A 13,583-nucleotide genomic window follows, 5' to 3' on the forward strand; every position below is an offset into this window, starting at 1 on the left:
CATCAGGGTATGGTAAAGTAGGAGAAAGTCTTTGAAATATGAAAAAAAGGCTTGGTTACAGCACCGCGACAGGGTATTATAGACAATAATATATTCGAAAAAAGGTTCGAATTGAATTTTTATTGGGGGATGTATATGAGATATATTAGCACTAGAGGTCGCGTAGAAGCCAAGGGATTTATTGATACCGTGCTCATGGGGTTAGCTGACGATGGAGGTCTGATGGTACCGGAGCAGATTCCGACCGTGTCGGCAGCTACGTTAGAGCAATGGGCTACATTGAGCTACAGAGAGCTGCTGCTGGAAGTTTTTGCGCTGTATATCAATGATGAGATTCCTCGTGAAGATTTGGAGCAGCTGGTGGAGCGCAGTTACGCGAGCTTCCGTCACCCGGAAGTTACGCCAGTGAAGAAGATCAACGATTCCCTGTCTATTTTGGAGCTGTTCCACGGGCCTACGTTCGCGTTCAAGGATGTGGCGCTGCAATTTATGGGTGAGTTTTATTCCTACGTGTCCAAAAAGCAGAATGAGATCATTCACATTTTGGGTGCAACCTCGGGCGATACCGGGGCAGCAGCGATTCAGGGCGTGCGTGGCAAGGAAGGCATTAAAATCTGTATTTTGCACCCACACCAAAAGGTGAGCAAGGTACAAGAGCTGCAAATGACGACAGTTGACGATGAAAATGTATTGAATCTGTCCGTAAAAGGGAACTTTGACGATTGTCAAAAGGTCATTAAGGACCTGTTTGCCGATCTGGATTTCAAAGCTAAACATCATTTGCGGGCGATTAACTCGATTAACTTTGTGCGTATTTTGGCGCAAACCGTATATTACTTCTATGCTTATTTCCGGGCGCAGGAGTCTGCCGGTACGAAAAAGATTAATATCAGTGTGCCATCCGGCAACTTTGGCAATATCTTTTCTGGCTTTCTTGCGAAGAAAATGGGCTTGCCGATCCATAAGCTGATTATTGCCACCAATGAAAATAATATTTTGGAGCGCTTTGTGAAGACAGGCGAATACAAGCCAGGCGACTTTAAAAGCACATACAGTCCTTCGATGGATATTCAGGTGGCGAGCAATTTCGAAAGATACCTGTATTACTTCCTCGGTGAGAATACAGCCAAGGTATCTGAATACATGAATAACCTCAAGACCGAGGGACGGATTGTGATCAGTACAGAGGATTTGAAACGGGTACAGCAGGATTTTGAAGCGCTCGGTGCTTCGAATGAGCAGTGTCTGGAGCTGATCAAAAAATACAAAGCCGAGTACGATTATTTGCTCGACCCGCATACGGCTTGCGGTATTGCCGCGTATGAGGCGTATAATGGCGCGGACGAAGTATGTGTGACCTTTGCGACAGCACATCCGGCCAAATTTGATGAAGCTATTCGTCTGGTGGACATCAAGCAGGAGTTCCCGACGCAAATTGAACAATTATTCTCGAAATCGCAGCATCAACAGGTGGTAGAGCATGACGAGGCAGAAATTGTGCGTCAGCTTGAAGCCTTTTATGTGTAAAAGAATGGGAAAGGAGGCTACGCCCTGCGCGCAGCCTCTTTTTTATTTCCATATTTTCCAGATGTGCTGTATGTTTTAGTTTCAATTTGTTCACATTATAATGCCATGTGGAGTAAGGTGTTAGGGTCTTAGAAATCGTGAAAAAAGCCCGTGAATCAAGGGATTTATCTTTAATAAACTAACAGGCAATGAGAGGTTCATAGAGTTATTTGATGAAGGATACAAAAATTTTTTATAGGCGAATTAGATGTATTATTATAAAAAATCATGTATAGTTAACTAAATTTTATGAATACATAAAGTTCCACTCTCGAAGGTGCAGAATAACGTCGTTCCGTCATTTAACAGAGGGGCTAATTATAAAAGGGGTGTATTAAATAATGACCATGATCCGTCCAGAGCAGAGTCAACAAGCAGCAGCCGAATATGTGCAGTCCGTTTTTGAGAAGGTTATCGCGCGCAATCCTCATGAGAATGAATTCCATCAGGCCGTCAAGGAAATATTGGATTCGCTAATTCCGGTATTGGCTAAGCATCCTAAGTATATGCAGCAGGGGCTTCTGGAACGGCTAGTGGAGCCGGAGCGAGTCATTACCTTCCGTGTACCTTGGGTGGATGATGCAGGGGTGGTACAGGTCAACCGCGGCTTCCGCGTACAGTTTAACAGTGCGATAGGGCCTTATAAAGGTGGACTTCGCTTCCATCCGTCTGTATATCTGGGAATCGTCAAATTTTTGGGTTTTGAGCAAGTTTTCAAAAATGCATTGACGGGTCTTCCCATCGGTGGAGGTAAAGGCGGCTCGGATTTTGATCCCAAAGGGAAATCAGATAACGAAGTCATGCGTTTTACACAAAGCTTCATGACTGAGTTGAATAAATATATTGGTCCAGATGCCGACGTTCCGGCAGGGGATATTGGTGTAGGCGGACGTGAGATCGGATACATGTTCGGGCAGTACAAGCGGATTCGCGGAGGACATGAAGGTGGCGTCCTGACGGGTAAAGGGATTCATTACGGAGGCAGTCTCACACGTACAGAAGCGACTGGCTACGGTTGTGTATATTTTGTAAACGAGATGTTGCAGGCTCAGGGATCGTCCTTTGAAGGAAAACGCGTCGTCGTGTCCGGCTCGGGGAACGTATCTATTTATGCGATTGAAAAAGCACAGCAGCTCGGTGCTACAGTCGTGGCATGTAGTGACTCGAATGGCTACATCTATGATCCAGACGGTATCGATCTGAAGCTGGTAAAGCAGTTGAAAGAAGTGAACCGTCTGCGGATTAGCGAGTATACTCAAGAGCGTCCAGGCGCAATCTATACAGAAGGCTGTTCGGGGATCTGGTCGATCCCATGCGACATCGCACTGCCATGCGCCACACAGAATGAAATTGACGAGCAAGCAGCCCAGTTGCTGGTAAGCAATGGTGTAAAAGCTGTAGGCGAAGGTGCCAATATGCCATCCTCGCTACAGGCCATTGAAGTGTTTTTGGGCAATGGAGTTCTGTTCGGGCCAGCCAAGGCAGCCAATGCAGGCGGAGTAGCGGTCTCGGCGCTTGAAATGTCGCAGAACAGCATGCGTCTGTCATGGACCTTTGAGGAAGTGGATGCCAAGCTGCATGATATTATGAAAAATATCTATGCTAACAGCGTGAAGGCGGCTGAGGAATACGGCGTACCGGGCAATCTGGTTGTCGGGGCCAATATCGCAGGATTTGTGCGCGTGGCCGACGCAATGCTGTCCCACGGGATTGTTTAGCACAACGGTATACCAACCCTTATCGCTATTACATGATGATTGAATAAGTAAGCTAATGAAACAAAAGCTGAGTGGCTCTGTGTGAGTCGCTCAGCTTTTATTTGCAAAGAGCACTTTATTTTTCTCAGGGACTTGATTTATTTTTAAAGAGGATGTATATTACTTGATAGATCAATAATTGATGGATCAAAGGTCGGATCATCAAGCCCAGCGATATGCTTAAGGGAGGAGAGATTGATATCACCCAGACACCATCCGAGCCTGAGTATATTTTTGACATGCTGTTGTTGCTGAACAAGCAGATTAGCTCCAAGTTTGAGCGTTGTGCAGGAGTCAGCGCATCCAGATTGCAGCTATTGTGCAAGTTGTATCAAGTGGAGGAGATTAGTCAAACTCTGCTGCAAAAAGAGGTTGGCATTGACGCTGCAGCCGTAACGCGCCATTTGAAACAACTGGAAGCGACAGCTATGGTCACACGACGCACGAAGCCAGAGGACAACAGGGTTACCTTGGTAAGCCTGACCGATTATGGGCGTGCACGCATTGTCATCTTTAAGCAGGAGCGCTCGCAGTTTGTAGCTCAGCTACTACAGAGCTTCGACGAGACCCAACGGCACCAACTAGCTGATATGCTGCAAGTGATGAATAGTCACATATCTGATATGGACTGACAACATTTTTTTAACATTACTATACCCACAGAGGGACAAGGAGAGATTGGAATGAATAATACGAATACATCCAGTACTGTAAAAACGAATGATTTTAAAGAAATCGCCCTGGGACGTCGTTCTGTAAAAGTATACGATCCGTCCGTGAAGATCAGCCGCGAGGAAATGACCGAGATTTTGACGGAAGCTACACGCGCACCATCTTCCATTAACCTGCAACCTTGGCGTTTCCTTGTCATTGACAGCCCTGAAGGTAAAGCTACACTGGCACCATTGGCCCGTTTCAACCAACGTCAAGTAGAAACATCTTCGGCAGTGATCGCTGTGTTTGGAGATTTGAACAACTTTGATAATTTCGAACAAATTTTCGGAGAAGCTGTAGAACTGGGCTATATGCCAAAAGACATTAAAGAAATGCAACAGGAAAAAGTAGCAGCCCATTTTGCAGCGCTTGATCCAGTTGTGAACAAAGAAACGGTCCTGATCGATGGTGGCTTGGTATCCATGCAGCTTATGCTGGTAGCACGCGCTCATGGCTACGACACCAACGCTATTGGCGGTTTTGAAAAGGATCAAATTGCTGAAGCCTTTGGTCTGGAAAAAGATCGTTATGTCCCTGTTATGCTCATTTCCATGGGTAAAGGTATCAACGATGGTCATCCGTCCACACGATTGCCTATTGATCAAATTGCACAGTGGAAATAAGCAAAACGAACTAACATCTATACACAACATAAAAAAAACAGGCGGACAAAGGAAATTCCTTTGCTTCGCCTGTTTTTTATTTGCTTGGATGCAACGTAGATCGCGGGTGCTTATCACGTTGTCAGTCTTTCGGTTATCATGTCACGGTATTTTCTCCCGGCGTCTCTGCCGAATCAGCGGTGTCATTCTGAAGGTGATGATAATGCTTGGGCCATATAATTTGGTGCGAAGTATGGCTAAGCTCCTCATAAAATAACGGGGCTTTCTTGAATAGACGTATGACCAGATGGAAAAAGAACCATCCATTCATCACCAACAACAAAAGGCTGATCAGAACACTTACCCATGGAGAGACTTGAGACCACAGCACGGGTCCACCCAGTACGTAATTAAGTCCAAAATACAACCAATACAAGAGACTGTAACGCTTGATGAGCCCCCACAGGGAAATCCGTTGTCCCGTCCCTGTAAGATGAATACGCACCAGCCATTTCCCAGGAGTTCGTCCATTCGTCAGGTAAGGGACCCCCATAAAGTAGACTCCACTGGAAACCCAGAAGGCAGCAGGCACATGCAGAGACTCCATGATGCCGAGTAGCCCGATCCATATGATAGAATCCACGAAAAAGGCTACGCCCCGTCGGGTATAGGACACTCGCTTCGTTGCCATGTCCACATGCTTGTCCAGATGTTCCAAGCGGGGCAGGAAGCGTGAAAACCATTCGCCTAATAGAAAGCCTAGCATACCGCCCAAGGTATTAGCCAATAGATCGTCCACATCGAACACGCGATACGCATGGTCAAAAAATCCATACAGTCCTGTCAACTGCGTCACCTCAAAGAAGAGGGAGAGGATAAAGGACAGAGTCAGACACCATCCCCATCGTGCACGGAAATAATAACGTAAGAACATACCGAAAGGCACGGTCATCACAACGTTAAAAACGACTTGCAGAAAAGCGCGCTCCTTCAGCAAATGAACATAGCTGGAGGGATGGGCGGGTGAGACGGATGTTTCTCTTATAATGTCTTGAACGAACTGCAAGGGCATCAATTGCAACGCTCCCCCGGCTAATGCAGCATTATGACGCGATGCCGGAAGCGGGAGTATGACCAGAAAGAAGGCGTTCATCAAGTATAAAAGCATCAAGTAAAGCAGCCATGCTCTAGCCTTGTGAATATAGCCATGCCTGCGATATTGCACGATTAGAAAAGGCAGTGTAAACAATAACGCAGCAAAAGGAAACGCAAGAAAGGCATACGAAACAGGAAATAGGTACGATTGAATCATGTGCTGCTTACGCCTGCTTTCTCCGGAACTTCACCAAAGACCAGATGATCAGAAATGCCATGAAAGCCACGCACACGCTAATGCTAATGCGATTTTGCGGGTCAAGCAAGAATAGGAACGCAATTACCCATAGGCATCCTACTGTAACCGCCGTTACATAAGGGAATCCCCATATCTTGAAAGTAGGCTCCACTGGATAAGATTTGCGCAATTTCAATTGGGACAGACAAATGCAGCTCCAGACGAGCAGCACGACAAAGCCAGGTACAGCCATCAAAATACGGAACAGTCCGTCCTGAGCGATATAAGCAACCATGGAACCGACAATCAGGACTACAGCGCACAATTTGAGACTATTTACCGGAACCCCGTTTGAAGATAAGCGGGCGAGTGATTTGGGACCTTCTCCATTGATAGCCAGCGAATGTAGCATACGTGTAGCCCCGTAAATCCCCGAATTGGCGGCAGACAGTACAGCAGTGATCAGAATAAAGTTCATGACATGAGCCGAGCCTTGAAGCCCTACAGAAGACAATACCTGTACAAACGGGCTGGTATTCGCATCCAGTTGGTTCCAGGGAATCAAGCCACAAATGATGAGAATGGGCAACGTATAGAACAAAACAACGCGAAGAATAAAGCTTTTAACCACTCTAGGCAGTACCTTTTCCGGATTTTCTGTCTCCGTCAACGTCAGTCCAATCAGCTCGGACCCGCCGTATGAAAAGGTAACGACCAGCAGCGCTGAAAAGATAGCCAACCAGCCATTGGGTAGAAATCCGCCGTGCTGCTCGTAGTTGCTTAAATAAGGTGGAGTTTCAGTGGGAATAATCCCGAACAGTATACAGCCACCCAAGGCGATGAAGATAATAATCATGGCAATCTTAATACCCGCAAGCCAAAATTCTAGCTCCCCAAAACCGCCGACACTCAGCATGTTGACGACAATAATGAAAGCCGCACTCACTAAACTGAGTACCCATAGAGGAACATCTGGCAACCAATATTGCAGGAAGCTTCCCGCAGCAATGACCTCAATGATACAGACGGCCAGCCACATGAAGCAATACAACCAGCCGATAATAAAGGACAGTCGTTCTCCAAAAGCTTTGCGAATAAAATCCTTCATATTCATGTTGGGGTAGACGGTAGCCATCTCGGCAATTGCTCCCATAACGACCAAGAGCAGGAGTCCTGCGAAGACATAGGATAAAATAACTCCAGGTCCCGCCAAGCTAATCGTTTCGGTACTTCCTTTAAAAATTCCCGTTCCGATAACTCCACCCATAGCCATAAAGGTAATATGCCGTGGGAGCAGCTTTTTGTGCAAAGTTGCTTCATTTGATTTCAATATGAAATCCTCCTTCATATAGTGTATAGCTTCAGCATAGCCCAAACAGGGTTACTTCAATTAGACTTATACTACATGAAAATATCCAATTAGGAAATGAAAGAAATAGGATCTGGTAGGGAGATTGAAATCGATAGAGGACAAACTGAAGAAAACAGAGGCAGAATGCTGGCGCTGATGATTGCTCTATCTGCGGTCATTCTGCCTTTATTGCTCTGCTCGGCGGATATTTAAGTGATCATGTAGGAGTATCGCATTGCGGTGAAGGATTAGCTCCGCAATATTCCTTTAGCCCGCACTTGCTTGAGCCAACCAGGAAACTCATTCAGCAGACGGTCGTATAATTCGCTGTCCGTCACCGAGTCGAAGTCATCCAAGGCAAAGAAATCTGCATTATCCACTACGCGGCCGCGCATCTTATCCAACTTTCGAAGGATTCCGTAATCGGCTTGACCAAGACCTACAAATTGCCAGAAAATTGGGGCGCTTGAGCTTTTAATCAGCAGTTGTTCTATTTTTTTCTGTTCATAAATACCTCCATCACTGAAAAAGATAATGTAGGTCGGGATTATATCGTTGGGATCTTCTTTTGTATATTTTAGTATGATATCCTTCATGACTTCTGGTTCGTTATTTCCCCACCCTAGCTCACTATCTTCACTAGGCTCAGCATAATTCATATGAATGTAATTCTCGAAATTCCTCTCTGTGACGCTTGGAGCACGCTTGGCTTTGTCTGCAAAAAACCATACATCCATTTCACCATTGTCATCCATACAGGCGGCTACAGCCAACACACGTTCGCAGGCTTTTTGCACCGTCCCACCCGTGTACAATTTGAACATAGAAACAGAAGCATCGAATACAACCGCTACCCGTGCCTTTTCACAGTCTATGTGTTTCTTTTTTAGTGAATATTGTACATTCTGCTTGTGCAGATTGATTCTTCCACTCACAGGAGAAGTTTCTTTCATGTCAGCTTTATCCGCTGACGGTGCTGCTGGCGATTCCGTTTCCTCTACGGTGACACCGTGAGCCTCGGCAAGCGGCTTTAGTCCTCCGTTGAAACCACGTCCAACTGCGCGAAGCTTAAAGCCAGAAGTATGACGATACACCTCTGCCAGCACAAGCGATGTCTCACTGGTGGCTTCGGTGATGCTGTAGGTGATATGGGATTGCTTGCCTTGAGCAGTAACTGAGCAGCCGACCACATCGGCAAAAGTACCTGGGCCGTCCACTGTGGCCGCAAACACACATTTTTCCACCCCGGTTCGTTCCAGTTCCTGGAGCGCTACAGTAAACTCAGTGGTTCTGTCATTTGGACGCTGTAATCGTACATGGCCGTGCGGGTCAGCGGGTTGATTGTAAAAAACGAAATAGTCATCTGAGGAAACCTTTCCGTCTGCTCCTACCATAAAACAGCTAACATCCAGTTCGGCAGGTGCATGTTTCCATGTAATGGTGACCCGCACTGTATCTTCCTTACCGAATGGTGCATTAGCTCCTGTACTCAATGCAATGTTGGAACCGCTCATGCTGTCAAACCCCCTATGTATTTTAAATCTTGTATTTATACAAATTGTACCATGGAAATGGTATATTCACCTTGTTTCGTGCAGGAATATTTGTCTCATGGTAGACGCAGTAAAAGATGATATATAATAAGGTTGGTTTGGAAAAAAAGTATGATATTTATGAAGCGGAGGCTTTGATACGTGAAGCAGGATCGGCAAAAGCAGGCAGGTTCCTATATCGGGATGAGCAAGGGACATGAAGCTGATGAGTTAAACAACCTGCTGTCCCTATGGCTCCATTCGTCGATCCGTGTCATGGATGTCCGGCATATTCGACTGGAGCCGGAAGAGTTGCTTCAACCGTATCGTCTTCCAGCGCAGGCTTTTGTATTTGTATTGCAGGGTAGCGTGCGTTTGGATGGTGATTGGAAGGATACGCCACATTCAGGATACATACTGCATGGCAGCAAAGGCTTTGAACTGAATATGAAACCCTCGCAATGCGGGATTGAATATATCCTTGTACTATATAAAGCGACTTCTCTATCTGGACATACGGTGTATAATCATCCTTCGATAGTTCATGGTTTTGCACCGCCTTATCCGGTTATACTGTATCAAAAGCTGCAACTACTGGATGAAGCATGGCAGGATCAAGAGACGCTATCCAAGATTCAGGCTCAGGGTCGGTTCTATGATTTTGCATATGAATGTATACGGCAATTGCAGGAACCGAAGGCTCGAACTTCTGCGCGGGATATCGTGACACAGGCTATTCGATTTATGCAGGATCATTATGCGGAGTCCGTAACGCTGGAACGTTTGGCCGGATTGTTGGAATGCAGTCCGAGACATTTGACCCGGTTATTTAAAAAACAAACGGATTGTAGCCCGATTATGTACTTGATTCAACTGCGTATGGACAAGGCGAAGGAGCTTTTGCGGAAGACGGATGCGACTTTGCAGGATATCGCTGTCAGTGTGGGGTACCCAGATGTCTACTTCTTTAGCCGCGCATTCAAAAAATATACGGGTGTATCCCCGGTTCATTACCGGGACAGCCTATATTCATCTGCTTTTGTGAGAGATACCAGTCTGGATAATCCATTAAGCATGTCTGAATGTTCCATTGATTCGATAAGTGGCGCCCTGCATACTGTTATTGAGGATAATAATCATTATCAAAATCATGATGAAGGGATTCTACGAATGAATAGAAACGCAAAGCATTCCATGGCATTTATTTTATTGCTTAGTTTTACCCTGCTGCTCAGCGCGTGCTCAGGCACATCCAGTCCTACGGCAACCGATGGCGCTTCGCAAGGGACCAATAATACATCAGCGGAACCAACATCACAGGAAAGGGTGCTGAAGGATGCACTTGGGCATGAGGTGAAAATTCCGGCTCAGCCTCAGCGTGTGATCGCTTCTTATCTGGAGGATCATCTGGTTGCGCTGGGGGTTAAACCTGTAGCCCAATGGTCGGTAGGGAAAAATTCAGTTCAAGGTTACCTGCAAAAAGAACTGAAGGACGTTCCTACCATTGCTTCAGATCTTCCGTTTGAGGCGGTTCTGAACTTCAAGCCTGATTTAATCATTATGGACAGTGCGAGCATGGTGGAAGGCGACAAATATAATCAATACTCTAAGATTGCTCCAACCTACGTGGTAGGCACTAATATGAACAATGATTGGCGTCAAGAGCTGCTGACCGTGGGTGAGGTGCTGAATAAGAGCAGTGAAGCGAAGCAGGCATTGAGCAACTACGACAAAAAAGCAGCAGAGGCTAAAGCCAAGCTGAGTCAGACGGTAGGACAAAAAACTGCGGCGGCATTGTGGGTAACGGATAAAAATGTGTATGTTGTAAACCAGAATCTATCCAGCGGTGATGTATTGTATAAGGATTTGGGATTCAAGATTCCACAAGTTGTACAGGAGATTTCCAAAACGGCTAAGGCGAACTGGAGTAATTTATCGCTTGAGAAGCTGGCCGAGCTGGATGCGGATTATATCTTTATCGTGAACAGCAAAAACGTAAGTAAAGAAGATATTGTAAAAGATCCTGTATGGGCGGGAATTCCAGCCGTTAAAGAAGGCCATGTATACGATTTTGGTAAGGATTCCAGCTGGTTGTATACAGGTACAATTGCAAACAGTCAAATGATTGACGATGTTCTGAAAAATGTAACTCAGTAATCCAAATGGTAATCAAAAAACGCTACTCCTCTTGACGACAGTATGTCGCAGGAAGGAGAGCGTTTTTTTATAAAAAGATAAGATGTCTGCATAGAGCAGACATCTGGTTTGTTTTCGATATTAGGCTTGCGGAGATACCAGGATTTTAACCTGATTTTTTTCTTTCAGGAGACCTTCAAAACCTTGCTCAATCACTTCTTCGAGTTTAATACGTTTGGTAACCAGCTTGTCGGCAGGGAAATAACCTTTTTCCATCAGGCTGATAACAGCTGGGAATACATCACGGTAGCCGATAATACCAGTCAGATTGCGTTCCTTCATAACGATATTGTTAGGCTTGATCGGAGCTTCTTTTTCAAAAATGCTGACGATCATGATTTGTCCGCTAATTTTAGTAGATTCAATAGCTTGAGTCAGCACAGGAGGTACTCCAGTGACTTCATAGGCTACATCTACACCGCCGTTGGTCCGTTTGTGCAGTTCTTCCACCACATCATAAGTTTTAGGATCAATCACGATAGCACCCAGCTCTTCAGCTTTAGCTTTACGCTCCTCGGAAAGCTCTACTGCATAAATCTCAGATGCGCCCGAAGCTTTCAACGCTTCAATAACCAGCAATCCGATAGGGCCAGCGCCAAATACTACAGCTTTGTCGCCGACTTTCAGTTGGCTTTGACGAACAGCATACAAAGCAACGGCCGAAGGCTCTACTAATGCGCCTTGCTCGAAAGATACGCTTTCTGGAATTTTGTGAACCATGTGCTCGTCAGCTGCGACATATTCAGAAAATCCACCACCGCCGCCTGCCAGACCGAGGAAGCCCATTTTATCGCAAAGATTATATTTGCCTTGTTTACATGCATCACATTCTCCACATGCAAACACCGGTTCTACAACTACACGGTCGCCAACTTGAATCTTGGTTACACCTTCGCCGATTTCGACAACTTGTCCAGAGAATTCATGTCCCATTACGATCGGCGCTTTTTCGCCAGTCAATGGATGCTGAGCATCTTGGGGAATGAAGATCGGTCCTGCTACATATTCGTGAAGATCACTTCCGCAAATGCCACACCATTCTACCTTAATTTTTACTTTTCCTGCCAGAGCAGCGGGCTGCTCAATATTTTCCAATCGTAAGTCTTTTACTCCATGCCATCTCAATGCTTGCATGTTTGTCATCTCCTTGAAGAATATATGATCATTGCCTCTATAAAAGTGAATGAATTAGGAAACGTTTCCGAAAAATAATATGTCACAATTTTTACACATTGTCAAACCAATTTAATGCAAAAAGCACTTGATTTTTTTGTGAATATAATCACTTGTGACTACAGTGCTATATTTGGCTCCTTACTTTCATACAAAGAGATTTTGCGAATTTTTTAGGTGAGGCAAAGACAAGAAGAAAACGACTTCAATTTTTAGACACTCATTCTGTGGTATAATATCAACATTAAGACTTTATTTTAGAAAGTCAGAAAACGATTCCGTTCTTGAAAGGATTTTGGGCGTGACAGATCAAAAGAAAGTAACCATAGAGGATGTAGCTAAGCGGGCAGGAGTCGGTATTGCGACTGTCTCCAGAGCTATTAACGATAGTGAGGGCATCAGCCCGAGAACGAAAGCCTTGATTTTGCAAGTGATTGAAGAGATGGGGTTTACGCCCAACACCTCGGCTCAGAGCTTGAAAGTTCGTCAGACACGACAAATCGCACTGGCCGTGCCAGACATTCGTAACGCGATTATTCCAGAGATCGCTTGGTCCGTAGAGCAAGCCGCCAAGCAGCATGGTTACCGGGTCGTGCAAATCAATACCGCTGGGAATGCCAGAATGGAGCTTGAAACAGTTCGTGAGGTCAAGAAGCTGCATGTCGACGGGCTCATCATTATGCCGCTGGCGTATCCCAAAATGTTGGTAGATCTGATTAACAAAGCCAGCGTTCCCGTGTCCATTATTAACTATGGCAAGAAGCTGGGCGAAGATGTCAAAGCGGATATTGTCAGTCTGGCCCGACAAGAGGGAAGACTCGTGATGGAGCATTTACTTAAAATCGGCAGAACAAGAATCGCCTATGCAGGCGCTGCGAAGGACAAAATCGAGGAGAGATACTTCGCTTATGAGCAGTCTCTCCAGCATGTGGACCCTTCACTCGTTTATTTTGGCGATGATTTCTCCTTTGAGACAGGGCTGCGTGCAGCTGATTATTTTTACAGCCTGAAACATATGCCAGATGCTATTTATGCGGTTAATGATATGGTGGCGATAGGGATCGTCAATCGATTTAAGGATTTGGGTGTAAAGGTGCCAGATGAGGTTGCTGTAGTCGGTATTGATAACAATTTGTGGGCTATGGTAACGACCCCTCAGATCAGCTCAGTTTCCATCATGGGGGAAGAGGTGGCACGGTTGGCTGCGGAGCTGCTGCTCAAGCGGATTCAGGAACAGACACCTGGGGATTATGAGCGTGTGCAATTCGAGCCTCGTCTGATCGTGAGGGAATCTAGCGTCTCCGTGATCCGTAAGCCTACGGTGGGACGTGACGAGTAGTAGGGTATGAGTGGATTTTG

The 13,583-nt window shown here is 45.7% G+C and carries 10 protein-coding genes; 6 read left to right on the plus strand and 4 right to left on the minus strand.

What is annotated here, in order from left to right; genetic code table 11:
- The first annotated feature begins 135 nt into the window (after nucleotides 1–135).
- The 4 genes from thrC to ACUYLD_RS16640 all read left to right on the plus strand — a co-directional run bounded on the left by thrC (nucleotide 136) and on the right by ACUYLD_RS16640 (nucleotide 4,660).
- On the plus strand, nucleotides 136–1,527 hold the full coding sequence (gene thrC, locus ACUYLD_RS16625; RefSeq protein WP_446675549.1) for a threonine synthase: 1,392 nt from the start codon (nucleotides 136–138) through the stop codon (nucleotides 1,525–1,527).
- 380 nt (nucleotides 1,528–1,907) lie between these two features.
- On the plus strand, nucleotides 1,908–3,284 hold the full coding sequence (gdhA, locus tag ACUYLD_RS16630) for an NADP-specific glutamate dehydrogenase (RefSeq protein ID WP_069290121.1): 1,377 nt from the start codon (nucleotides 1,908–1,910) through the stop codon (nucleotides 3,282–3,284).
- A 278-nt stretch (nucleotides 3,285–3,562) separates the two neighbouring features.
- Nucleotides 3,563–3,955: a MarR family winged helix-turn-helix transcriptional regulator gene (locus ACUYLD_RS16635; RefSeq protein ID WP_025718154.1), complete on the plus strand. Its 393-nt coding sequence runs from the start codon at nucleotides 3,563–3,565 to the stop codon at nucleotides 3,953–3,955.
- A 51-nt stretch (nucleotides 3,956–4,006) separates the two neighbouring features.
- Complete coding sequence (locus ACUYLD_RS16640; protein WP_023989745.1) at nucleotides 4,007–4,660, plus strand: nitroreductase family protein; 654 nt, start codon at nucleotides 4,007–4,009, stop codon at nucleotides 4,658–4,660.
- Nucleotides 4,661–4,796: 136 nt separating this feature from the next.
- On the opposite strand, the gene ACUYLD_RS16645 is transcribed toward ACUYLD_RS16640, so the two are convergent.
- From ACUYLD_RS16645 to ACUYLD_RS16655, 3 genes are all read right to left on the minus strand, one after another.
- A complete protein-coding gene (locus ACUYLD_RS16645) occupies nucleotides 4,797–5,951 on the minus strand; it encodes a VanZ family protein (protein WP_446675550.1) in 1,155 nt (384 codons plus the stop codon).
- A gap of 7 nt (nucleotides 5,952–5,958) precedes the next feature.
- The gene (locus ACUYLD_RS16650; protein WP_446675551.1) at nucleotides 5,959–7,302 is read right to left on the minus strand and encodes an amino acid permease; all 1,344 of its coding nucleotides are present in this window, start codon (nucleotides 7,300–7,302) and stop codon (nucleotides 5,959–5,961) included.
- A 269-nt stretch (nucleotides 7,303–7,571) separates the two neighbouring features.
- Nucleotides 7,572–8,837 (minus strand): VWA domain-containing protein, encoded by a 1,266-nt coding sequence (locus ACUYLD_RS16655; RefSeq protein WP_446675552.1) that lies wholly within the window; start codon nucleotides 8,835–8,837, stop codon nucleotides 7,572–7,574.
- A 180-nt stretch (nucleotides 8,838–9,017) separates the two neighbouring features.
- Between ACUYLD_RS16655 and ACUYLD_RS16660 the strand changes: the two genes are divergently transcribed.
- Nucleotides 9,018–11,012: an ABC transporter substrate-binding protein gene (locus tag ACUYLD_RS16660; RefSeq protein ID WP_446675553.1), complete on the plus strand. Its 1,995-nt coding sequence runs from the start codon at nucleotides 9,018–9,020 to the stop codon at nucleotides 11,010–11,012.
- 120 nt (nucleotides 11,013–11,132) lie between these two features.
- Here the strand turns inward: ACUYLD_RS16660 and ACUYLD_RS16665 are convergent, their stop codons facing one another.
- Entirely contained in the window at nucleotides 11,133–12,185 is a 1,053-nt protein-coding gene (locus tag ACUYLD_RS16665; RefSeq protein WP_028542246.1) for a 2,3-butanediol dehydrogenase, read from the minus strand.
- A 340-nt stretch (nucleotides 12,186–12,525) separates the two neighbouring features.
- Between ACUYLD_RS16665 and ACUYLD_RS16670 the strand changes: the two genes are divergently transcribed.
- On the plus strand, nucleotides 12,526–13,563 hold the full coding sequence (locus tag ACUYLD_RS16670) for a LacI family DNA-binding transcriptional regulator (protein ID WP_023989739.1): 1,038 nt from the start codon (nucleotides 12,526–12,528) through the stop codon (nucleotides 13,561–13,563).
- Nucleotides 13,564–13,583: the final 20 nt, after the last annotated feature.

Source organism: Paenibacillus sp. SER-28, from assembly GCF_052906305.1.

Excerpts from the sequence above, each read along its gene's own strand:
- thrC (WP_446675549.1), top strand. The coding sequence starts at position 136 with ATGAGATATATTAGCACTAGAGGTCGCGTAGAAGCCAAGGGATTTATT.
- gdhA (WP_069290121.1), top strand. The coding sequence starts at position 1,908 with ATGACCATGATCCGTCCAGAGCAGAGTCAACAAGCAGCAGCCGAATAT.
- ACUYLD_RS16635 (WP_025718154.1), top strand. The coding sequence starts at position 3,563 with ATGCTGTTGTTGCTGAACAAGCAGATTAGCTCCAAGTTTGAGCGTTGT.
- ACUYLD_RS16640 (WP_023989745.1), top strand. The coding sequence starts at position 4,007 with ATGAATAATACGAATACATCCAGTACTGTAAAAACGAATGATTTTAAA.
- ACUYLD_RS16645 (WP_446675550.1), bottom strand. The coding sequence starts at position 5,951 with ATGATTCAATCGTACCTATTTCCTGTTTCGTATGCCTTTCTTGCGTTT.
- ACUYLD_RS16655 (WP_446675552.1), bottom strand. The coding sequence starts at position 8,837 with ATGAGCGGTTCCAACATTGCATTGAGTACAGGAGCTAATGCACCATTC.
- ACUYLD_RS16665 (WP_028542246.1), bottom strand. The coding sequence starts at position 12,185 with ATGCAAGCATTGAGATGGCATGGAGTAAAAGACTTACGATTGGAAAAT.